This is a genomic window from Arenimonas sp., from assembly GCF_044348765.1.
Lineage (GTDB): Bacteria > Pseudomonadota > Gammaproteobacteria > Xanthomonadales > Xanthomonadaceae > Arenimonas.
In genome coordinates this window covers 18,523-40,491 of the sequence record NZ_JBIKSE010000012.1, presented here as the reverse complement: position 1 = coordinate 40,491, position 21,969 = coordinate 18,523, and the positions used below count along the sequence as shown (strand labels likewise).

Genomic DNA, 21,969 nt, shown 5'->3' with positions numbered 1-21,969 from the left:
CTGTACCGCCAAGGCCGCCGACAGGGCGTTGAGTTCGTAATCGCGCAGGAAGTCGGCACGGCTCAGCCGGGGCAGGGCTTTCAGAGTGATGCTGCCGACGGCATAGACCAGTCCGTCGAGTCGGTCGCCCGCTTCGCTGGCGGCCTGGGCGATGAAGCCGTCATCGAGCACATCGCCGATGCTGTAGCCGGCACCGAGTTCGGCGGCAAGGCCGGTAACGGCGTCGGCATTGCGCCCGGCCAGATGCAGGCGATGACCGCGTGCTGCCAGCAGGCGTGCCGTGGCCGAACCGATGCCGCCGTTGGCGCCGAAAATGAGGATGCTTCCGGACATGAGCGGCTCCCGAACAAAAGACCATTGTCCGGCCGCCGCCGTGATGGAAATGTGGTGGTCTTGGCCATGAAAAAACCCGCCGGAGGGCGGGTTTTTTCGTTGCAGCAAGCCGGGGCTTACTTGATCTTGCCTTCCTTGTACGGCACATGCTTGCGCACGACTGGATCGTATTTGGAAATTTCCATCTTGTTCGGCGTGGTCTTCTTGTTCTTATCGGTGGTGTAGAAGTGACCGGTGCCGGCGGTGGAGATCAGGCGGATTTTATCGCGTTTCGATGCCATGTCAGGTGCTCCTTAAATTTTTTCGCCACGGGCGCGCAGTTCGGCCAGCACGGAATCGATGCCGCGCTTGTCGATGGTACGCAGGCCATGGGCCGAGACCTTGAGTTTGATCCAGCGGTCTTCGCTGGCGACCCAGAAACGGCGCTCGTGGATGTTGGCATGGAAATGCCGGCGGGTTTTGTTGTTGGCATGCGAAACGTTGTTGCCGCTTTGCATGGCCTTGCCGGTTACTTGGCAAATACGACTCATGGCGTACCTCGTGGAGTATTAAGGATCCCCCGTAGCCCGGGTGAATTCGGCCCCGCGGAAATTCCGCACACAATGGGGTGGTGCCCGATGACGGCGTGCGTATTGTGGGCCGCACAGCCAGCAGAGCTTCAGGCGAGCCGGTTATTATGCCAACGTTTTCCTTGTGGCGCAAATACTTAGCTGAATCCGCAAGGAGTGCCGCGCTAAGCCCTTGATGCCCAAGGCCTAGTGCGCAGCCTTGTCGCGGTGCCAGCCGCGGTGCTTGATGTCCAGATACAGGCTGTACAAAGCGGTAAAGGTCGGGAACAGATTCTGCAGAACCCCCACCGAGTCCTGTTTGGAGGAGAACAGAAAGTAGCTCAGGGTCATCAGGCTGCCGACCACGCTCATGTACCAGAACACCCGTGGAATGACCGGTTTGCCGGCGCGTTTGGAGGCGATGAACTGCACCAGCCAGCGGCCTCCGAACATCAGCGCACCGGTGTAGCCGATCAGCTTCCAGGGAGTGATGACCAGTCCGGTCCAGGCCAGCCACTCGATCGGAAGATTCATCATAGTTCGGTGGTTCCGGTGATTTTGCTGCGTTTGATCAGCCAACTCACGCCGCGCAGATCGGCGATGCCGACCCAGGCGCGGCCCAGGTTGTTGTATTTGGACACGCCGGTGCTGCGTTCGCGATGATTGACCGGCACGCTGACCGATTGCCAGCCGGCGCGCTTGACCAGAGCCGGGAGGTAGCGGTGCATGTGGTCGAAGTAGGGTAGGTCGAGGAACAGCGCGCGTTCGAACAGTTTGATGCCGCAGCCGGTATCCGGAGTTTCATCGCGTAGCAGACGCGAACGGATGGCGTTAGCCGCTTTCGAGGCCCAGCGCTTTGAGCCGGCGTCTTTGCGTTCGACGCGCCAGCCGGCGAACAGTTTCACCGCCGGATCGGCGGCATCCCGGGCCGACAGCAGTTTTGGAATGTCGGCCGGATCATTCTGGCCGTCGCCGTCCAGCGTGGCAATCCATTCGCCGCGTGCCTGTTTGACACCGTTACGGATAGCGGTGCTCTGTCCGCTCTGCCGGGTGTGGCCGAACACACGGAGTTCTGGCACGGTTTCCCGCAGTTGTTTCAAGATCTCGCGCGAGGCATCCTTCGAGCAGTCGTCAACGTAGATGATCTCGAACGGCAGTAGGCCGCGCAGGGCGGCGGTGATTTCATGCACCAGCGGCGCGATGTTGTCCTGTTCGTTGAATACCGGAACGACCACGGAAACCTGCGGCAATGCGGCGTTGTCCAGTGTCATGGGCGGCCTCTGTCGGCTTGGGAACTACCGCTATTGTAGCGTGTCAGCGCCGCAGTTTTTCCAAGATGCCATCGAGCGTATCGAGGCCGTGGTAGTGGATGACCATTTTACCGCTGCCCTTGCGGCCATGATTGAGCTGTACTTTCGCCCCGAGCAGATCAGCAATTTCACGTTCGAGCATCTCGATGTCGGCATTGCTGGGCGCCGGCGCCGCATCGGATTTAGCGGCGGCTTTGGTTTTCCCGGCCTGTTGCGCGCGCCGTTCCACTTCGCGCACCGATAACTGTTCGGTAGCAGCGGTTTGCGCCAGTGCGATGGCCAGATCGGCCGGCAGCGTCAGCAATGCCCGGGCATGGCCCATTTCCAGCTGGCCGGTTTCCACCAGTTTGCGGATCGCTTCTGGAAGTTCCAGGAGACGCAGCAGATTGGATACCGCCGCACGCGAGCGGCCGACCGCTTCCGCGGCTTGCTGGTGGGTCAGATCGAATTCATCGATCAAGCGGTGCAAGGAGGTCGCTTCCTCCAGCGGGTTAAGGTCTTCGCGCTGGATGTTTTCAATCAGCGCCATGGCGATGACCGCACGGTCATCGACCTCGCGGACCACGACCGGCACATCACGCAGTTCGGCCAGTTGGGCCGCGCGCCAACGGCGTTCGCCGGCGATGATTTCGAACTTGCCGCCGCCGATGTCGCGGACCACGATCGGCTGAATGACCCCTTGGGCGCGGATGGAATCGGCCAGCTCGGCCAATTTCTCGGTTTTCATGTCCCGGCGCGGCTGGTATTTGCCGGGCTGCAATTTGGTGATTGGCAAGCGGGTCAAGCCTTCCTTGCTGAGATCAGCGGGCGCCGCAGCAGCCTTCAGATTGCCGCCGAGAAGCGCATCAAGGCCGCGTCCGAGTCCTGTTTTCTTGGCCGCCATTATGCGCTCTCCTTGTTCTTGGTTTTGTTATTGCGTCGGATGACTTCGCCGGCCAGACCCATATAGGCCAGGGCGCCGCGTGAGCTGCGGTCGTAACGCAGGATGCTCATGCCGTGACTGGGCGCTTCGGCCAGACGCACATTGCGCGGCACCAAGGTACGGAACACGGTGTCGCCGAAGTGCTGGGTCAGCTCGTTGCTGACCGCATTGGCCAGATTGTTTCGGACGTCGTACATGGTGCGGATGATGCCGTCAATCTCCAGCGCCGGGTTGAGCTTCTGCTTCAAGGCGTTGATGGTGTTGATCAGCGAACTCAATCCTTCCAGAGCAAAATACTCGCATTGCATCGGAACGATGATGCCATCGGCGGCGGCCAGCGCGTTCAGGGTCAGCAATGACAGCGAGGGCGGGCAGTCGATGATGATGAAGTCGTAATTGTCCCGGATGGGCTCCAAGGCCTGCTTCAGGCGGCTTTCGCGCGCCGGCATGTCCATCAGCTGGATTTCGGCAGCGGTCAGGTCGATGTTGCCGGGTATCAGGTCGAAGCCTTCTTCGCTGCGGCGCAGCACCTGTTCGATGGCCGATTCACCCAGCAGCAGTTCGGTGATGGAATGTTCCAGTTCGCGTTTATCGAAGCCGGCGGCCATGGTCGCGTTACCCTGGGGATCAAGATCGACCAACAGCACTTTTTTCGGCGTGGCGGCCAAGGCGGCAGCCAGATTCACGGCGGAGGTGGTCTTGCCAACCCCGCCTTTCTGATTGGCGATAGCGATGATGCGGCTCATTCAGCTTCCAGTAACCGGCGACTTCCAGCCCTCCATTATGCCCAATGCCGGCGGTCTTTGGCGTTGCATCGGTAAATTTTTATGGGCGTGCGGCGTGGCCGACCACCACCAGTTGGCGTTCGGCATCCAGACCCGGCACGTGCAACGGGTGAACTGCCCTGACCTGCCAGCGGGCATCCAACTCTGCGATTTCATCCGCGATACGGGGGCCTTTCATTGCCAACAGTACGCCGTCCGGTGCCAATAGATGGCCGCCGACGGCGAGTATGCCGGCGAGGCGATCCATGGCTCGGGCGGTGATGGCGGCATAACAACCCTCTTCGGCAACCGCCTCGGCCCGGGACTCGATGACGCGGGCGTTTTCGAGACCGAGCTGGCGTACTGCCTCGCGCAGAAAGCGTGCTTTTTTGCCGTTACTCTCAACGAGGCTGACGGAAGCCTCCGGCCGGATGATGGCCAGTGGAATGCCGGGCAGGCCTGGACCGGTTCCGAGGTCGGCCAGCGATGCCTGGGTGAAATACGGGTGCATGGCCAGGGAGTCCAGAAGATGTTTACCCAGCATGTCGTTGGGATCACGGATTGCGGTCAGGTTGTAGGTTTTGTTCCATCGCACCAACAGGTCCAGATAGTCCAGGAGCTTGCCGGCGTGTTGCCGGTCGAGCGCAAGCGCATCCAGACCCCGACAGAGGTCCGCATGCAGTGGATGGTTTTCCGGATTCATTTGCCTATTGTCGCAAAACCTGCACTTATGCGCATACACTAATGCAAATCTTCGGAGATTGGCACCATGGCCAATGTATTGCTAACAGGTGCCAGCGGTTTCGTCGGCGGTCATCTCCTGCATGAGCTTCTGGTCAACGGGCATAAGGTGCGGGCACTCTTGCGCAGCGCGGTCTCCGATGCTCAGCTCGCGAATGCGGGTGCCGAGCCGGTACGCGGCAGCTTGCAGGACCAATGTGCGTTGAACGCGGCATGCCAGAATATGGACGCAGTCTTTCACTGCGCTGCCAATACCAGCGCCTGGTCACGGGATCGCGAGACACAGAACGAAACAAATATCGCCGGGACCCAACGTCTGCTGGCCGCTGCTGAAGCCAACGGTGTCGCCTGTTTCGTCCACACCTCCAGTGTTTCGGCCTATTCGCATCTGGTCGAAGAAACCCTGACCGAAACCCTGCCACAGCGCGGCGGCGAAAGTTGGATCAATTACGAACGCAGCAAGTATCTGGGTGAGCAGGCGGTTCGGCAGGCGTCCCTGCCGTATCTGGTATTTAATCCCTCGCATGTGCTGGGCCCCGGCGATCGTAACAACTGGGCGCGGTTGGTCAAGATGGTGCACGACGGCACACTGCCCGGCGTTCCACCGGGATCCGGTGCTTTCGCCGATGTCCGTGAAATCGCCAAAGCCCAGGTTCGTGCCTGGCAGAGCGGGCTGCGCAATGAATCCTTTCTGCTCGGCGGCAGTCATGCCAGTTTTCTGGAGTTCGTGCAGTTAGCCGCACAGTTGTCCGGACGTCCGCTGGCCCGACGGGCGATGCCGAAGGCGGTGCTGCGCATCGTGGGACAATTGAGCGAAATGACCGCTGCGGTCACCGGCAAAATGCCTCAGATCACACCGGCAGCGGTTGCCATGACCTGCCATCACCTGAAAGTCGATTCCGGCAAGGCGATTGCCCAGCTCGGTTACCGAGAAACTCCGTTGCCGCAGTTAATGGCGGATACGCTGGCGTGGATGCGTGCCGAAGGCATGGTTACGGCGTAGCGATCTTCAGCACTGGGCCGACGCCCTCGGTGAAACTAAGGGCGTGAAGTCGATTGCCATCAGGCATTGCCACCGCGCTTCGGTTTCGGCGCTCATGGCAATAATACCAGTCCCAATGACGGCCCGAGGGCATGGATGGCGTGAATCAGATGATAGGCTTAAAATACGCATACCGATCTCGGAGTCGCCCATGTCCTTCCCCATGTCACGCCCACGCCGGATGCGCGCATCCGAGTTTTCCCGTCGTCTGATGCGCGAATACCGCCTCGATGTCAGCGATCTGATCTTGCCGGTATTCGTCCATGAGTTGCAACAGGTAACGCCCGTTGCCTCGATGCCGGGCGTGGAGCGTCTTTCCATCGATGCGCTGGTGCGCAAAGCCGAACAGGCAGCTTTGGCCGGCATTCCGGCTATGGTCCTGTTTCCGGTGACCGCGCCGGAAGCCAAGTCACTGGATGCGGCCGCTGCCTATGATGAAAACGGCTTGGCCCAGCGCGCCATCCGCGCCATCAAGTCGCGCTTTCCGGACATGGGTGTGATTACCGATGTCGCGCTTGATCCCTACACCAGCCATGGCCAGGACGGCTTGGTTGATGAAAGCGGATATGTGGTGAATGACGATACCGTCGAAGTGTTGGTTGCACAGGCGCTGTCGCATGCCCACGCCGGTGCCGATGTAGTGGCTCCGAGCGACATGATGGATGGCCGTATCGGCGCCATCCGCGAAGCACTCGAAGAGCAGAACTTCGTCAACACCCGAATCCTGGCCTACTCGGCAAAATACGCTTCGGCGTATTATGGCCCGTTCCGCGATGCGGTCGGCTCGGCATCGGCGCTCGGCGGCGGCAACAAATATTCCTACCAGATGGATCCGGCCAATGCCGATGAGGCCCTGCGTGAAGTGGCACTGGACATCGAGGAGGGTGCCGACATGATTATGGTCAAGCCGGGCATGCCCTATCTGGACGTGCTGCGTCGGGTCAAGGACCGGTTCGAAATGCCGACCTTCGTTTACCAGGTGTCCGGCGAGTACGCGATGATCAAGGCTGCTGCCCAGAATGGCTGGCTGGAGGAGCAGGCCTGCGTAATGGAATCGCTGCTGGCGTTCAAGCGCGCCGGTGCCGACGGCATCCTGACCTATTACGCGCTTGACGCCGCCCGTTACCTGAAGGGCTGAGCCGTGCCGCTGCGCCAGCCGCATGCACGCTTCGCAGTCCTCGGCCAGCCGGTCGATCATTCGCTGTCACCCTATATCCATAAACATTTCGCCCGCCAGTGGTCGATCGATTTGGACTACATACGTCTGGAACTGGCACCGGAAGCGCTGGCACAGGGCTTGATACGTTTTGCGGCTGATGGCGGTGTCGGCATGAATGTGACTCTGCCGCACAAACGGGCCGTGATGGCACTCTGCAGCGAATTGATGCCGCGCGCGCGGCGTGCACAATCGGTCAATACGCTGAGTTATATCGACGGCGCTTGGCATGGCGATAATACCGATGGCATTGGTTTGGTGAATGATCTCTGTATGCGCCATAACATCGATCTGCGTGGCCGTCGCACTTTACTGCTCGGGGCCGGTGGTGCTGCATTCGGGGTGGCGCCGGCGCTGCTGGATGCCGGCATCGGTGAGCTACTGGTGTGCAATCGCACCACGGAGCGTGCCGATGATCTGGTGAATGTCCTTCAGGAACCGGCGCGCGCTCATGCCCGCTATTGGCAGGATCTATCCGAACTCGGTCATTTCGATCTGATCATCAACGCCACCTCCGCGGGGCGCGGCATGCAGCCCTTGCAGCTGCCGTTTCGTCTGGCCGGCGCATCCACCGTAGCGGTCGATCTCAGTTACGGCATGGCTGCCATCGATTTTCTGGCCTGGGCCCAGGCCGCCGGCTGCGGCGAAGCCTTCGATGGCCTGGGCATGCTGGTCGAACAGGCCGCCGAAAGCTTTCGGATTTGGCAGGGCCTGCGCCCGGATACCGACGGCGTATATGCCGAGCTGCGCCGCCTGGCCGATGGCGAAGGTGCCGCCGAGTGACGCCGCAGGCACTGCCGTTCGGCGTCTTTATTCTTGCGCGCGCCGCCGATTGGGACAACGCCCAGCAGCTCGGCTACTGGCATACCGCTTCACTCGAAAAAGAGGGATTCATCCATGCCGCCAGTCATGAGCAGGTGCCCGCTGTTTTCGCCCGCCGTTTCAGCGATGCGGCGCAGGTGTTCCTGTTGAAACTAGACGAGGCGGCCTTGGTCGATTATCTGCGCTGGGATCCGCATCCCGTTAGCAGTGAACTGTTTCCACACATTACCACGCCCATTCCGCTGGAATGTATCGAGCGCGTACTGCGCTGGCCGGTTTAACTTTCGGCCAGATACATATCCTTCAGGCGCACGTAATGCTGCGCCGAATAATACAGTTGCGCGATATCCTGTTCGCTGAGCGTGCGTACGCATTTGGCCGGGTTGCCGAGCCAGAGCTCGCCGCGGCGAACGGTTTTGCCCGGCGGAATCACCGCGCCGGCGCCGACGAAGCCGTGGTCCTCGATGACGGCACCGTCCAGTACGGTGGCGCCCATGCCGATCAAACAGGCGTTGCCAATGGTGCAGGCATGCACGATGGCAGCATGACCGATGGTGACGTCATCCCCAATCAGGGTTGGATAACCGACCGGTCGGCCTTCCGGCCCGTCGTGGCTGACATGCACGATGCTGCCGTCCTGGATGTTGGTGCGGGCGCCGATGCGGATATGGTTGACGTCGCCACGGATGACCGTACCTGGCCAGATCGAGCTGTCGTCGCCGATGTGCACGTCGCCGATGACCGTGCAGGCCGGATCGATGAACACGCGTTCGCCGAGGCGGGGGGTGATACGATTGAAGGGGCGCAGAGCCGGCATGAGTTGACCTTTTGCTGACGGAAACTGGGTACAATCTGCTTATTCCCTCCCATTCTACCCGACTGCCATGACCCTTCGCACCGACTTCGACCGTTTGAAACAGGCGCACCTGCGCGGCGCGTTCTCCTATCAACAGCGCATCGAGCTGCTCAGCCGCCTGGATGCTGCCGTGCGCCGGAACCGGGAAGCGGTGGTCGAGGCCTGCAGCCGCGATTTCGGTCGCCGCGCCCGTATCGAGACCCTGGCCGCCGATGTCATGGTCACGCTGGATGAAATCAAACATGCTCGCAAGAATTTGCGCCGCTGGATGCGTCCACAGCGCCGTGCCATCAACCTGACCTTCAAGCCAGCACGTGGTGAAATCCGTTACACGCCGCTCGGCGTAGTCGGCGTGGTGGCACCCTGGAACTATCCGTTCCAGCTCGCTATAATCCCGCTGGCCAATGCCATCGCTGCCGGTAATCGGGTCATGATCAAGCCGTCCGAATTCACCCCGTCGGTCAGCGCCCTGATCGAAACGCTGATCCATGAAGTCTTTTCCGCTGACGAGGTGGTGGTGGTGCAAGGCGATGCCAGCGTGGGTGCGGAGTTCACCAGGCTGCCGTTCGACCATCTGATCTTCACCGGATCCACTGCTGTCGGCCGGCATGTGATGGCCGCCGCTGCCGCCAACCTCACTCCGGTCACGCTCGAGCTCGGCGGCAAATCGCCGGCATTGATTGCCGCCGATTACCCGATTGCCCAAGCGGCCGATCGCATCGCGTTCGGCAAATGCTTCAATGCCGGCCAGACCTGCGTGGCACCGGATTATGTGTTATTGCCGGAGGCGCAGCTGGAGGCCTTCATTACTGCATTCGCCGAAAGCATCGCACGTCGCTATCCGAATATGGCCGCTAATCCCGAATATACCGGCATCATCAATGAGCGACAGTCCTCCCGTTTACAGGCATGGCTGGACGAAGCCAAAGCTGCTGGCGTTCGCACCATCGCCTGCGGACCAGAACACAATGTTGCCGAGGGGCTGCATCTGATGCCGCCCACGGTGCTGGTAAATCCACCAGACAACTTGACGGTAATGCAGCAGGAAATCTTCGGGCCACTGCTGCCGGTACTGACCTACCGAACTCTTGAACAGGCGCTGGATTTTGTCCTGGCCCGTGACAAACCGTTAGCGTTCTACTTGTTCGATCGCGAATCGGCACGCGTGGATGCCGTACTCGGTCGCATCTGCGCCGGCTCGGTGTGTATCAACGATGTGCTGGTGCAGTTTGGCCAGGATGATCTGCCCATTGGTGGTGTCGGTGCTTCCGGTATGGGCCACTACCATGGCCGTGACGGCTTCCTGACCTTCAGTAAGGCCATGCCGGTGATGCATCAGGCCCGTCTGAACGGCATGCACCTATTCAATCCGCCATACGGGCGGATCATTACGCGCCTAGTGGATTTTCTGACCAAGCCTTAAAGCATGCGCTGCAAGGCATTGTCACGACGGATGAAGTGATGATAGAGCGCAGCCAGCACGTGCAGGCCAATGACCCAGTAAAAGGCTTCGCCGATATCGTGGTGTAGCTCTTCAAGCTGGTGACCCAGCTCTTTGTTTTCCGCCATTAGCGGCGGCAGAACGATATCGGTAAACGGGATGAACAATTCTTTGCCTTCAGTCCAGACCGTCATCATGCCCAGAATCGGCATGATGATGAAAAATGCATACAGGACAGAATGGAACAGATACGAAATACCCAGCTGCCAGCCCGGAAGCTTTGGAGCGATACGCGGCGATCCGTGTTTTAGGCGCTGAACGATACGTGCCCATGCCAGAATGAAAATGCCGATGCCAATCCAAAAATGCGATTGCATCATGACAAAACGGCCTGTTGTTCCGCGTCCGAATAAATCGCGCTGTTCGATGGCGATATAAGCAAGGACGATCAGAATAGCCATCAACCAATGCAGGCGGCGAAGGCTGATGTCAAAACGGTCTTTTTCAAACATCCGGATAACCTAATGGCAAGAGCGTATGTTCTGATTGTAACCACGATGGCGCTATTTTGTGAATAATAGACACAAATTGCTACAGTAGTCACATTATGAAAATCGCCAGCTGGAACGTCAATTCGCTCAATGTCCGCCTTCCGCATCTGCTGGAATGGCTCAAAATCGGCAACCCCGACGTGCTGGTGCTGCAGGAAACCAAGCTGGAAGACCACAAATTCCCGCAGGCCGAGATCGAGGCCGCCGGCTACCACGTGGTGTTCGACGGCCAGAAAACCTACAACGGCGTGGCCATTCTCAGCAAAACCGAAATCACCGGAGTGCAGCGCGGCATTCCCGGCTTTGCCGATGAGCAGAAGCGCGTGCTGGCCGCCACCGTGGGCGGCGTGCGCATCATCGACCTGTATGTGGTCAACGGCCAGGCCGTGGGCAGCGAGAAGTACGATTACAAACTGCGTTGGCTGGAAGCGATGACCGACTGGGTGCGCGAGGAGATGCAGCGTTACCCGCAGCTGGTGGTGCTCGGCGATTTCAACATCGCGCCCGACGACCGCGACGTGCACGATCCGGTGGTGTGGAACGACGACAGCATTCTGACCTCGACCGCCGAACGCGCCGCGCTGAACAAACTGCTGGCGCTGGGCCTGCATGACAGCTTCCGGCTGCACAGCGACGAGGCCGGGGTGTTTTCCTGGTGGGATTACCGGATGGGTGGATTCCGCCGCAACCTCGGTCTACGCATCGATCTGGTGCTGATCAGCGAGGCCTTGAAGTCACGCGCCGCCGCTTCGGGCATCGAGCGCGAACCGCGTACCTGGGAACGGCCCAGCGATCACGCGCCGGTGTGGGTGGATATCGGCTGAATCCGCATCCTTAACTTACGGGTTTAGACAGCGATCAAAAAAATCCTGTGTCAATAGCAGGCGGTGCTTCAAATCCGCACCACGAAGGCCGTGCTTGGCGCCGGGGTAGGTCATCAGTTCAAACGGCGTGCCCTGTTTCTGCAGCGCCGACATCAGCGCCGTGGAGTGGCTGAACAGCACATTGTCATCGGCCATGCCGTGAATCAGCAGCAGCTTCGAGGTCATGCCCTTGGCGTGCGTCAGCACCGAGCCCTCGCGGTAGCCCTCGACGTTGTCTTTCGGCAGATCCATGTAGCGTTCGGTGTAGTGCGTGTCGTACAGCGCCCAGTCGGTCACCGGTGCGCCGGCCACGCCGCAGGCGTACACCTCGGAATGTTTGGCCAGCAGCATCAGGGTCATGTAGCCGCCGTTCGACCAGCCGTACACGCCGATGCGTTGGGCATCGACATAGGGCAGGGTTTTCAGGAAGTCCACCCCGCGCACCTGGTCGGTCACTTCCACCGTGCCTTGCTTGCGGTAAAGACTGGCGCCGAAACGCTGGCCGCGCCGCGGCGTACCGCGGTTGTCGATGGAGAACACCAGATAGCCGCGCTGCGCCAGCACCTGATTGAAATCCGGGGCCCAGTTGCGGGTCACGGTCTGCGCTGCCGGGCCGCCATACACAATCACCACCACCGGATATTTTTTGTTGGCATCGAAACCGGCGGGTTTGATCAGGCTGTAATGCAGCACCTGGCCATCAATGGCCTTCAGCGTGCCGAATTCCGGCAGACGGTGCGCTTTTAGGTACGGCGTATACGGATGGTCGGCGTCCAGCGTGTTGTCGATCAAGGCGCGCACGGCGCGACCATCGGCGGTACGCAGCCGGGTCTGCGGCGGCGTTTCCGGGTTGGCATAGGTGCCGATGTAGTGGCTGGCGCCGGCATTGAACTGCGCGCTGTGCATGCCCGCTTCGGTGCTGATGCGGGTGATGGCGCCGCCGTCGAAACCGACGCGGTACAGGTGGCGTTCGGTCGGGCCGTCTTTGGTGCCGGTGAAGTAAATCCAGCGCTTGGTGCTGTCAATCGCCAGCACATCCTCCACCATCCACTCCCCGGAAGTGATGGGGTTCAGCGTGCCTTTACTGCCCAGCCAATACAGGTGCTCGAAACCGGACTGCTCGGACGACCACAGGATGCGGCCATCGTCGAGGAAGCGCAGATTGTTGTGCAGCGGCACCCAGCTGCTGCTGGTTTCGGTGCGCAGGCGTTCGGCTTTGCCGCTGTCACGCTGGAAGCGGTGCAGTTCCAGACGGTGCTGTTTGCGGTCCTGGATCTGCCAGGTCAGGCGCGTGGCGTCCTGCCATTGCACGCGCGGCAGGTAGATGTCTGCTTCCTTGCCCAGATCCATCCAGCGGGTTTTGCTGTCCGCCAGCGTGAGCAGACCGAGCTGGATCAGCACGTTGGCATCGCCGGCGGCCGGATAACGCTGCTTCACCACTTCGGTGCGGTCGGCGTAGATTTCAAAACGCTCCTTGATCGGCACCGGGGTTTCGTCGATGCGCGCATAGGCGATGGCGGAATCATCCGGCGCCCACCAATACCCGGTGTGGCGGTCCATTTCCTCGTCGGCTACGAATTCAGCCACGCCGTTGCCAATTGCTTCCGAGCCGTCGACCGTGAGCTGGCGCTCTTTGCCGATGGCGATGTCGATGATCCACAGGTTACGGCCGCGGATGAAACTGACGAAGCCGCCCTTCGGCGAGATTTTGGCATCGGTCACGTCGCCGGTGCCGCTGGTGAGCTGGCGCAGGGCGCGTTCCGGCGTGGCGGCGGCCAGATCGAACCAGAACAGTTCGCCGCCCATCGGGAACAGCAGGCGCTGGCCATCGGCGGCCCACTGGTATTCGACGATGCCGGTCAGCGCCGCGATACGCTGGCGTTCGCGCCGCGCTTTTTCTTCATCGGAAAGTTCTTTGCTGCTTCCGGCCAGCGTGGCCGAATCGACCAGCATGCGCGACTCGCCGGTGGCGACATCGAAGGTCCATAGATCGAGTTGCCCGGCTTTGTCCGGCTTGCCTTTCAGAAAGCTGATGCGTTTTCCGTCGGGCGAGAATTTGGCTTGGGTCAGGGCGTTACCGGACAGGCTTTTGCCGGAGGTCAGGGCGTCGATCGTGAGCTGTTGGGCCATGGCGGTGCCGGAAAGAAGGGCGAAAACAAGAAAAAGAGTACGCATGCGATCCTCAGGCCAGATAGCCGCCGTCGACGGTGAGTGTGGTTCCGGTCACATAGCTGCTTGCTGGCGAGACCAGATACAACACGGCCGGAGCGATTTCGGTCGGCTCGCCGGCACGTGCCATTGGAATCAGCTGCGTCATCAATTTCATCAGCTTGGCATCCTGGGTGATGGCCGAGGCGAAATGGGTGTCGGTCAGACCCGGCAACACGGCGTTGACGCGGATGCCGCGCGGCGCCAGTTCCTTGGCAAAGCCCTGGGTCAGGTTGACGATGCCGGCTTTAGTCATCGAATAGGCGGCCTGACCCGGCGCCGGACGTTCGGCGTTGACCGAGGCGATGTTGACGATGGCGCCACCGCCGGCCATCTGCCGCGCGGCGCGCTGGCTGCTGTAGAAATAGCCACGCAGATTCACTTCCAGGATTTTCTCGAAGCTGCGCAGGTCCATGTCCAGCAGCGGGCCGTAATACGGGTTGGCGGCGGCGTTATTGACCAGAATGTCCACCTTGCGGCTCTGTGCGGCCAGCCCGTCGAACACGGCGTCGATGGCGGCGGTATCGCCGATGTGCATGGCGCCGGCTTCGGCTTGAAGACCCTTGGCGCGGATGGCATCGGACACGCTCTGGCAGCCCTCCAGCTTGCGGCTGGTACAGATCACGTGGGCGCCGTAATGGGCGAGCAGATGCGCGATGGCCTCGCCGATACCGCGCGAGGCGCCGGTGATCAGGGCGGTTTTTCCCGTCAAGTCGAACAAATCAGCCATGGTTTTTCACTCCGTCGGTATGCCAAGCGCATACAATAGAAAACCTATCATACCCGAAGGAGTTGCCCGTGAAGTCTCCGCAACGCGTCCTCATTACCGGTGCCGGAAGCGGCCTGGGTCAGGCCTTGGCACACCGTTTCGCCGCCGCCGGTGCGCAGGTCGCCTGCGTCGATATCAACCTCGACCGCGTGCAGGCCACGATGGCGACCTTGACCGGCGAAGGCCATGCCGCCTATGCCGCCGATGTCGGCAGCGATGATGCGATGGATGCCTTGGCCGAATCGGTGTTGGCCAATTGGGGCGTGCCCGATGTGCTGATCAACAATGCCGGCATTGCTTCCGGCGGTGATGTGCTGGAAGCGCCGATCAGCGAATGGCGGCATTTGTGGGAGGTCAATGTGCTCAGCGTGGTGCGCGGCACCAAACTGTTTTTGCCCGCGATGCTCCAACGCGGTTCCGGCCATGTGGTCAGCACCGCCAGTTTCGCCGGTTTGGCCGGCGCACCGGGCCTGATGACCTACGGCGTGTCGAAAGCCGCGGTGGTGGCGTTTTCCGAACAATTGCGCGCGGAGTGCAACGGCACTGGTATAGACGTCAGCGTGATCTGTCCGGCTTTTTTCAAAACTAATCTGATGCAGAGCACGGTCGGCACCGAGAAAATCAAACACCTCGGTCAGAAAATGATGGACCGATCCCCAGACAGTCTCGATCAGGTCGCCGATCGGATTTTCGCCGACATCAATAAACGCCGCTTTCTGATCATTCCGACCAAGAACGAACCAATGCTCTGGCGCATCAAGCGCTTTTTCCCTGACTGGTATTACAGCAAGCTCATCGAACGTGCCGGTGATATGCAGTTGAGGCTGAAATAATGGATTGGATGATTTATGGCGCCAACGGCTACACCGGCCGGCTGATGGTGGAAGAAGCGCTACGCCGCGGGTTGCGCCCAGTGCTTGCCGGTCGTTCGCGCGAAGCCATCGAACCGATAGCGGCGCGGTACGGCTTGCCCGCGCGCGTGTTCGGCTTGGAGAAGCCGGCAGCGGTCGAAATGGGCCTGCGCGGTATCGATCTCGTGTTGCATTGCGCCGGACCATTTTCCAAAACGGCCTTGCCGATGGTGCGCGGTTGTCTCGCGGTGGGTGCGCATTACCTGGACATCACCGGAGAGATTGATGTGTTTGAGGCCTGCCATGCGCTGGATGCTGAAGCGCAGCAACGCGGCATCGTGGTGATGCCTGGCGCCGGCTTCGACGTGGTACCGACGGATTGCCTGGCCGCCATCCTCAAGCTGGAATTGCCGACGGCCGAAACTCTGGTGCTGGCTTTCGATGCGCCGGGCGGCCCGAGTCCGGGTACCGCTAAAACTGCGGTCGAGGGCCTGGGTAAAGGCGGCCGTGCCCGCATCGACGGCGTCATGACCAAAGTACCGCTGGCTTGGAAAACACGCAGTTTTGATAAGAACGGCGAGTCGCGTCTGGCCATGACCATTCCCTGGGGCGATGTCTATACCGCTAACATCTCGACCGGCATTCCGAACATCGAAGTCTACATGTGCGTACCGCCGTCTACGGTCGCTAATCTACGTCGTATCCGGTGGCTCGGTCCTTTGCTGGGATTGGTGCCGGTGCAGGGGTTGCTGAAATCGCAGATCGGCCGGAAAGTGCGCGGCCCTTCGGAAGAAAAGCGCAAGGAAGCCGAAACCTGGGTCTGGGGCGAAGCCACCGATGTCACCGGCCGTCAGGTCAGCGCCATTCTGAAAATGCCGAACGGCTACACGCTGACAGTTCTGGCCGCGCTCGGTATCGTCGCCAAGTTGATGTTGGCACAGCGTCCGATTGGCGGATTTTATACGCCCTCACGTCTGATGGGTGCCGATTACGTGTTGCGACTGCCCGGCGTCAAGCGCGTCAGCGGCAAGTAATGGATGTTTCCAGTCTCATCGATGCCCTAAATCCGGCGCAACGCGACGCCGTCTGTGCCGAGCCGGGTCCATATCTAGTACTGGCTGGTGCCGGGTCCGGAAAGACCCGCGTGTTGACCCACCGCATCGGCTGGCTGAACCAAGTTTTCGATATTCCGTTGTACCGCATTCTGGCGGTCACCTTCACCAACAAAGCCGCCGCCGAAATGCGCACCCGCATCGCCGCGTTGTTGCCGGACGGCGCGCGTGGCATGTGGGTCGGCACCTTCCATGGCGTCGCACACCGGTTGTTGCGTCTGCACTGGCAAGATGCCGCGCTGCCAGAAAGCTTCCAGGTACTTGATGCTGATGACCAGCTGCGCATGATCAAGCGCATGGTTGCCGATCTGCAGCTGGACGATACCCGCTTTCCGCCGAAGCAACTGGTCTGGTGGATCAATGCCCAGAAAGATGCCGGTCGCCGGCCGGCGGCCATCCAGATTGCCATGGGCGATGCCTACACACGGACGCAGCTGCAAGTGTATGAAGAGTACGAAATCCGTTGCCAACGCTCAGGCCTGGTCGATTTCGCCGAGATCCTGTTGCGCGCACATGAGACATTATTGAAAAATCCGGCATTATTGGATCACTACCGCCAGCGTTTCAGCCAGATTCTGGTTGATGAATTCCAGGACACCAATAATGTGCAGTACGCTTTCATTCGTCTGCTTGCCGGCGAGCGCGGCCAGGTGTTCGTGGTCGGTGACGATGACCAGTCGATTTACGGTTGGCGCGGCGCACAAGTCAGCAACATGCAGAAGTTCCTCGACGACTATCCCGGTGCCCGTACCCTCCGGCTGGAACAGAATTACCGCTCGACCGGCAATATCCTTGCCGCTGCCAATGCGGTGATCGCGCATAATCCGGAGCGCCTAGGCAAGAAACTGTGGACGGAAGACCGCGATGGTGCGCTGATCGAACTGTATACCGCGTTCAATGAAGTGGATGAGGCTCGATATGTGGTGGCCAAGATCCAGCAGCTGATCCAGCACGGACACAGTGCTTCCGAGTGTGCCGTGCTGTACCGCAACAACGCCCAGTCACGTGCCATCGAAGAACAGTTGTTGTCGAACGCGCTGCCGTACCGGGTCTATGGCGGCCAGCGCTTTTTCGAGCGCATGGAAATCAAGGATGCCATGGCCTATCTACGGCTGGTATCCAATCCCGATGACGACGCCGCGTTCGAACGCGCGGTCAACACACCACCGCGCGGCATCGGCGACCGCACGCTGGATGAATTGCGTCGGCTGGCGCGCGATTCGGCGCTGTCGCTCTGGCGCGCTTCAGCTCTGATTCGTGAATCATCGGCGCTGAATGGACGGGCCAAGAATGCCTTGGCTGGCTTTCAGGCGCTGGTCGACAGCATCCGCAACAGCCGCGATGGCATCGAACTGTACGAACTGTTTGACATCATTCTGGAGCAATCCGGCCTGCGGCTGCATTACGGCAAGGAATCGAAGGGTGAGCTCGATTCACGCTTGGACAACCTTGACGAATGGGTCTCGGTGGCCAGCCGTTTTTCACGGCGGATTGTACCCGACGAAGAAGAATCCACCAGTGAACTCAGCGCGTTTCTGGCTTATGCCGCTCTGGAGGCCGGTGAAGGTCAGGTTGAAGAGGGTGTGGATGGTGTGCAGCTGATGACCCTGCACAGCGCCAAGGGTCTGGAGTTTCCCTTCGTATTTCTGGTCGGTGTGGAAGAAGGTCTATTTCCTTCGGCGCGCTCACTCGATGAAGCCAACCGGCTTGAGGAAGAGCGCCGACTGGCTTATGTCGGGATCACCCGGGCCCGCGAGAAACTGACGCTGACCTATGCTGAAACCCGCCGCCTGCATGGCATGGAGATGTATGGGTCTCCCTCGCGTTTCATCCGTGAGATTCCTGAAAAACTGATTCATACCATCCGTCCGAAAACCGCGCGTTATGGCAACAGCTCCGGATATGCCTCATCCCATTCGTTGGGCGAGGACACCGGGGTGTTCCGCCTCGGCCAGAGCGTGCGCCACGCCAGCTTTGGTGAAGGCGTGATCATGCAGTTCGAAGGCTCGGGCGCCCATGCGCGCGTGCAGGTGAACTTCAGCGCAGCCGGCAGCAAGTGGTTGGTGCTGGCCTACGCGAAGCTGCAGGCGGCCTGATTCAGCCACCCAGCAGGATGATGATGCCGACCAGCATGCTGCCGATGGCGGCCATGGCCAAGCCGAAATGCCAACCCTTGCCGCCGGCGCGCCGACCGAGCAGATAGCCGGAAACGAACAGGGTCACTACGCCGAGTGCATTTGACAATCGCAGTGCATGAAGCGCATCGTCGACCAGCAGGAACGGAAGCACGATCGGAAAGGTGGACAAGGCGACCAACAGGAAGACCAGCAGGCCATCGAGATATTGACGCCGGTCTAGCAGGACGCGGGGCTCCGGCAGTTCCACCAGGCTTTTCCGGAAGGCTTCGAACACGGCCGGATTGGCATGTGAGCGCAGCCGCTCGGGCATTTCGTCGGCAATCAGACGGTCGGCCGCTTCCGCGGATTCGGCATGATGCAGGCGATGCAGAAATGAAATCTTGCGCTCCCGTTCGGTGATTTCCGCAATCAGGTACATGAACGCATCGGTCAGGCCCCAGGCCAGGTTGCAGCCAACGGCGGCCAGCATCATGGTGTGGATATCCTGTTCCCCCGCAGTAGCCACGGAAAGAGTTCCAGTGAAGCTCATCGCCATCAGGGTTCCGAACACCACTTCCGAGGCGCGTTCAACCGGATCAAGGCCGGATTGGGCGGAGTTTCGTTTCGGATTCGCCATTGGCATGCATGCTCGGGAAATGGACGTTCAAGTGGCATAATAACCGGAATCACGAAGGATTCCGGTCATGCCCAAACTCGTCCTCATCGACGGCTCGTCCTATCTGTACCGCGCCTTCCATGCGCTGCCGCCGCTGACCGCCGCCGACGGAACACCGACGGGCGCGTTATTCGGCATCGTCAATATGCTGAAAAGCAGCCTGAAAGAAAATCCCGAATACATCGCGTTCGTACTGGATGCGCCCGGACCGACCTTCCGCGATGCGCTGTATCCCGAGTACAAAGCCAACCGCTCCGCCATGCCCGATGATCTGCGTGCGCAGGTCGAACCGATGATCGCCATCGTTCAGGCGCTGGGTCTGCCGGTCATCCGCGTGTCCGGCGTGGAGGCCGACGACGTCATCGGCACCTATGCCGTTCAGGCGGCCAAGGACGGCATTAATGTGGTGATTTCCACCGGTGATAAGGATTTCGCGCAATTGGTTGGGCCGCGGATCACGCTGACCAATACCATGACTGGTAGCGTGACCGATGAAAAGCGAGTGCCCGAAAAATTCGGCGTGCGCGCCGACCAGGTCATCGATTTTCTGGCACTGATGGGCGATGCCGTCGATAACGTGAAAGGGGTCGAAAAATGTGGACCGAAGACCGCAGCGAAATGGTTGGCCGAATACGGAACCCTGGATGCCATCATCGCCGGTGCCGATAAATTCAGCGGTAAAATCGGCGACAATCTGCGTGCGGCACTGCCCGTGCTGCCCTTGAACCGTACGCTGGTGACCATAAAAACCGATGTTTCGCTGGATCGGGACTACACCCAGCTTCTGCAGTTGCCGCCGCATCAGGAAGATCTGTCCGCCCTGTATACGCGCTTTGGCTTCAAGCAGGCACTGAAGGAGCTGGATGGCTCGACGACCGCACAATCAGCACCGAAATCATCCGCCGTGCCGGCACTCGGCGATGTACAACCCGCATTGCTGCCCGAGGCCAAGCCGGGCGAATACACCACCGTACTGGACTGGCCGGTATTCGACGCGATGCTGGCTGCACTGAACGCCGCCGAATTGGTCTGCTTCGATACCGAAACCGATTCGCTCGATCCGATGCAGGCCAATCTGGTCGGCCTGAGTTTTGCGGTCGAACCCGGTGCAGCCTGGTATATTCCGCTGGCTCATGATTATCCAGGCGCGCCGTCGCAGCTGCCCTTGGCCGAGGTCTTGCTGCGCCTGACGCCGCTGTTGACCGATGCCGGCAAGGGGAAGTGCGCGCAAAACGGAAAATACGACCTGCATGTCTTGAACCGCCAGGGTATTGCGGTCCAGGGATTGTGCGAAGACACCCTGTTGGCCTCGTTCGTGCTCAATGCCGGCCGCGCCCGGCATGACATGGACTCGATGGCTTTGAATTATCTCGGCTATCAGACTATCGCCTACAGCGATGTTGCCGGCAAAGGCGCCAAGCAGATTCCGTTTTCGCAGGTCGCCGTCGATGATGCCACCCGTTATGCCGCCGAAGATGCCGATATCACCCTGCGCCTGCAAAGGCATTTCGATGCGCAGCTACGGCAGGTGCCTGCGCTCGAATTGCTGTACCGCAATATGGAAATCCCTCTGCAGCAGGTGCTCTGCGATATCGAGGAAAATGGTGTGCTTGTTGATTCAGCACTGCTGCAGCGCCAGAGTGCTGATCTGTCGGCACGAATGCTGCAGGTGCAGAACAAGGCCTATGCCCTTGCCGGGCGTCATTTCAATCTGGATTCGCCAAAGCAGCTCGGTGCCCTGTTATTCGATGAAATCGGACTTGAGGCCAAGCTCAAAACACCGACCGGCGCGCCATCCACCAACGAAGAAGCGCTCGAAGCTATTGCCGATGATCACGAACTGCCGCGCTTGATCCTCGACTACCGCGGCATGGCTAAGCTGCGTAGCACTTACACCGATAAGCTGCCGCTGATGATCAATCCGCGCACCGGACGTGTGCATACCAGCTATCACATGGCCGGCGCCGCCACCGGACGGTTGAGCTCGAGTGATCCCAATCTGCAGAACATTCCGGTACGTACCGAAGACGGCCGCAAGATCCGTGAGGCGTTCATTGCGCCGCTGGGCCGCAAAATCCTGTCTTTCGACTACTCACAAATCGAGCTGCGCATCATGGCCCATCTGTCCGATGATGCGGGTCTGCTGGCGGCGTTCGGTTCAGGACAGGATGTGCACCGGGCCACGGCTGCGGAAGTCTTTGCTGTGCCTCTGGCGCAGGTGAGCTCCGAACAACGCCGAGCCGCGAAAGCCATTAATTTCGGGTTGATGTACGGCATGAGTGCATTCGGCTTGGCGCGCCAGTTGGGCATCGGCCGTAACGAGGCCGCCGAATACATCAGTCTTTATTTCAGCCGTTATCCCGGCGTGCGTGCTTACATGGATGAAACCCGTGCCCAAGCCAAGTCTGACGGTTATGTTGAAACCGTGTTTGGACGCCGCCTGTATCTGAATGAAATCAATGGCAGGAATGCCGCACAGCGTGCCGGCGCCGAACGCGCCGCGATTAATGCCCCGATGCAGGGGACGGCAGCCGATATCATCAAGCGCGCCATGATCGACGTTGCCGGCTGGATCAAGGGCCATCGCCGGCAGGCGCTGATGCTGATGCAGGTGCATGATGAATTGGTGTTCGAAGCCGATGTAGAATTCGTACCGCGCATGCTGGCGGAGATCAAGACCCGCATGGAAGCTGCAGCCGATTTGAAGGTGCCGCTCCTCGTCGAAGCCGGCACTGGCGACAACTGGAATGAGTCGCATTAGCCGGCGGCTGCAGAGTTTACAAAGAGTTTACAGTTTCTGGGGTCTGGCTCACCACTCATTTACCCT

23 protein-coding genes are annotated in these 21,969 nt (G+C 60.1%); 10 read left to right on the top strand and 13 right to left on the bottom strand.

What is annotated here, in order from left to right:
* The 8 genes from ACIQ0Q_RS03600 to rsmG all read right to left on the bottom strand — a co-directional run.
* Positions 1–333: SDR family oxidoreductase (locus tag ACIQ0Q_RS03600; RefSeq protein ID WP_395771581.1), on the bottom strand; the 333-nt coding region annotated here is incomplete at its 3' end.
* A gap of 116 nt (positions 334–449) precedes the next feature.
* Positions 450–614 (bottom strand): 50S ribosomal protein L33, encoded by a 165-nt coding sequence (rpmG, locus tag ACIQ0Q_RS03595; RefSeq protein ID WP_188449914.1) that lies wholly within the window; start codon positions 612–614, stop codon positions 450–452.
* A gap of 12 nt (positions 615–626) precedes the next feature.
* The gene (rpmB, locus tag ACIQ0Q_RS03590; protein ID WP_297802368.1) at positions 627–863 is read right to left on the bottom strand and encodes a 50S ribosomal protein L28; all 237 of its coding nucleotides are present in this window, start codon (positions 861–863) and stop codon (positions 627–629) included.
* Positions 864–1,088: 225 nt separating this feature from the next.
* Positions 1,089–1,418, bottom strand: coding sequence for a lipid-A-disaccharide synthase N-terminal domain-containing protein (locus tag ACIQ0Q_RS03585; RefSeq protein WP_395771580.1), 330 nt, complete (start codon positions 1,416–1,418; stop codon positions 1,089–1,091).
* Positions 1,415–2,152: a glycosyltransferase family 2 protein gene (locus tag ACIQ0Q_RS03580; RefSeq protein ID WP_395771579.1), complete on the bottom strand. Its 738-nt coding sequence runs from the start codon at positions 2,150–2,152 to the stop codon at positions 1,415–1,417. The genes ACIQ0Q_RS03585 and ACIQ0Q_RS03580 overlap by 4 nt, the downstream gene beginning before the upstream one ends.
* 43 nt (positions 2,153–2,195) lie before the next feature.
* Complete coding sequence (locus ACIQ0Q_RS03575) at positions 2,196–3,074, bottom strand: ParB/RepB/Spo0J family partition protein (protein WP_395771578.1); 879 nt, start codon at positions 3,072–3,074, stop codon at positions 2,196–2,198.
* Positions 3,074–3,859 (bottom strand): ParA family protein, encoded by a 786-nt coding sequence (locus ACIQ0Q_RS03570; protein WP_395771577.1) that lies wholly within the window; start codon positions 3,857–3,859, stop codon positions 3,074–3,076. Before ACIQ0Q_RS03570 ends, ACIQ0Q_RS03575 begins: the two co-directional genes overlap by 1 nt.
* A 79-nt stretch (positions 3,860–3,938) precedes the next feature.
* The gene (rsmG, locus tag ACIQ0Q_RS03565) at positions 3,939–4,580 is read right to left on the bottom strand and encodes a 16S rRNA (guanine(527)-N(7))-methyltransferase RsmG (protein ID WP_395771576.1); all 642 of its coding nucleotides are present in this window, start codon (positions 4,578–4,580) and stop codon (positions 3,939–3,941) included.
* A gap of 66 nt (positions 4,581–4,646) precedes the next feature.
* Between rsmG and ACIQ0Q_RS03560 the strand changes: the two genes are divergently transcribed.
* The 4 genes from ACIQ0Q_RS03560 to ACIQ0Q_RS03545 all read left to right on the top strand — a co-directional run bounded on the left by ACIQ0Q_RS03560 (position 4,647) and on the right by ACIQ0Q_RS03545 (position 7,979).
* Entirely contained in the window at positions 4,647–5,621 is a 975-nt protein-coding gene (locus ACIQ0Q_RS03560) for an NAD-dependent epimerase/dehydratase family protein (RefSeq protein ID WP_395771575.1), read from the top strand.
* Between the two features lie 190 nt (positions 5,622–5,811).
* Positions 5,812–6,798 (top strand): porphobilinogen synthase, encoded by a 987-nt coding sequence (gene hemB / locus ACIQ0Q_RS03555; protein WP_395771574.1) that lies wholly within the window; start codon positions 5,812–5,814, stop codon positions 6,796–6,798.
* A gap of 9 nt (positions 6,799–6,807) precedes the next feature.
* Positions 6,808–7,659 carry a shikimate dehydrogenase gene (gene aroE, locus ACIQ0Q_RS03550; protein WP_395771582.1) on the top strand — a complete coding sequence of 284 codons (852 nt, stop codon included), beginning with the start codon at positions 6,808–6,810 and terminating at the stop codon, positions 7,657–7,659.
* On the top strand, positions 7,656–7,979 hold the full coding sequence (locus tag ACIQ0Q_RS03545) for a DUF952 domain-containing protein (RefSeq protein ID WP_395771573.1): 324 nt from the start codon (positions 7,656–7,658) through the stop codon (positions 7,977–7,979). Before aroE ends, ACIQ0Q_RS03545 begins: the two co-directional genes overlap by 4 nt.
* Here ACIQ0Q_RS03545 and ACIQ0Q_RS03540 read toward each other — a convergent pair.
* Positions 7,976–8,515, bottom strand: coding sequence for a gamma carbonic anhydrase family protein (locus ACIQ0Q_RS03540; protein ID WP_395771572.1), 540 nt, complete (start codon positions 8,513–8,515; stop codon positions 7,976–7,978). The genes ACIQ0Q_RS03545 and ACIQ0Q_RS03540 overlap by 4 nt on opposite strands.
* Positions 8,516–8,582: 67 nt before the next feature.
* Here ACIQ0Q_RS03540 and ACIQ0Q_RS03535 point away from each other — a divergent pair, with 67 nt between their 5' ends.
* Complete coding sequence (locus tag ACIQ0Q_RS03535; protein WP_395771571.1) at positions 8,583–9,977, top strand: coniferyl aldehyde dehydrogenase; 1,395 nt, start codon at positions 8,583–8,585, stop codon at positions 9,975–9,977.
* On the opposite strand, the gene ACIQ0Q_RS03530 is transcribed toward ACIQ0Q_RS03535, so the two are convergent.
* Positions 9,974–10,507, bottom strand: coding sequence for a cytochrome b (locus ACIQ0Q_RS03530; protein WP_395771570.1), 534 nt, complete (start codon positions 10,505–10,507; stop codon positions 9,974–9,976). The genes ACIQ0Q_RS03535 and ACIQ0Q_RS03530 overlap by 4 nt on opposite strands.
* Positions 10,508–10,602: 95 nt before the next feature.
* Here ACIQ0Q_RS03530 and xth point away from each other — a divergent pair, with 95 nt between their 5' ends.
* The gene (gene xth, locus ACIQ0Q_RS03525; protein WP_395771569.1) at positions 10,603–11,370 is read left to right on the top strand and encodes an exodeoxyribonuclease III; all 768 of its coding nucleotides are present in this window, start codon (positions 10,603–10,605) and stop codon (positions 11,368–11,370) included.
* Between the two features lie 15 nt (positions 11,371–11,385).
* Here the strand turns inward: xth and ACIQ0Q_RS03520 are convergent, their stop codons facing one another.
* Together ACIQ0Q_RS03520 and ACIQ0Q_RS03515 are read right to left on the bottom strand one after the other, a co-directional pair.
* Positions 11,386–13,584 carry a DPP IV N-terminal domain-containing protein gene (locus ACIQ0Q_RS03520; protein ID WP_395771568.1) on the bottom strand — a complete coding sequence of 733 codons (2,199 nt, stop codon included), beginning with the start codon at positions 13,582–13,584 and terminating at the stop codon, positions 11,386–11,388.
* A 7-nt stretch (positions 13,585–13,591) separates the two neighbouring features.
* Positions 13,592–14,347 (bottom strand): glucose 1-dehydrogenase, encoded by a 756-nt coding sequence (locus tag ACIQ0Q_RS03515; RefSeq protein ID WP_395771567.1) that lies wholly within the window; start codon positions 14,345–14,347, stop codon positions 13,592–13,594.
* 68 nt (positions 14,348–14,415) lie between these two features.
* Between ACIQ0Q_RS03515 and ACIQ0Q_RS03510 the strand changes: the two genes are divergently transcribed.
* From ACIQ0Q_RS03510 to uvrD, 3 genes are read left to right on the top strand one after another with little or no spacing between them, the layout of a single operon-like run.
* Positions 14,416–15,219, top strand: coding sequence for an SDR family NAD(P)-dependent oxidoreductase (locus ACIQ0Q_RS03510; RefSeq protein ID WP_395771566.1), 804 nt, complete (start codon positions 14,416–14,418; stop codon positions 15,217–15,219).
* Entirely contained in the window at positions 15,219–16,271 is a 1,053-nt protein-coding gene (locus ACIQ0Q_RS03505) for a saccharopine dehydrogenase family protein (protein WP_395771565.1), read from the top strand. The genes ACIQ0Q_RS03510 and ACIQ0Q_RS03505 overlap by 1 nt, the downstream gene beginning before the upstream one ends.
* Entirely contained in the window at positions 16,271–18,445 is a 2,175-nt protein-coding gene (uvrD, locus tag ACIQ0Q_RS03500; RefSeq protein WP_395771564.1) for a DNA helicase II, read from the top strand. Before ACIQ0Q_RS03505 ends, uvrD begins: the two co-directional genes overlap by 1 nt.
* 1 nt (position 18,446) lies before the next feature.
* Here uvrD and ACIQ0Q_RS03495 read toward each other — a convergent pair whose 3' ends face one another.
* On the bottom strand, positions 18,447–19,103 hold the full coding sequence (locus ACIQ0Q_RS03495; protein WP_395771563.1) for a hypothetical protein: 657 nt from the start codon (positions 19,101–19,103) through the stop codon (positions 18,447–18,449).
* A gap of 67 nt (positions 19,104–19,170) precedes the next feature.
* Here ACIQ0Q_RS03495 and polA point away from each other — a divergent pair, with 67 nt between their 5' ends.
* The gene (gene polA / locus ACIQ0Q_RS03490; protein WP_395771562.1) at positions 19,171–21,903 is read left to right on the top strand and encodes a DNA polymerase I; all 2,733 of its coding nucleotides are present in this window, start codon (positions 19,171–19,173) and stop codon (positions 21,901–21,903) included.
* Positions 21,904–21,969: the final 66 nt, after the last annotated feature.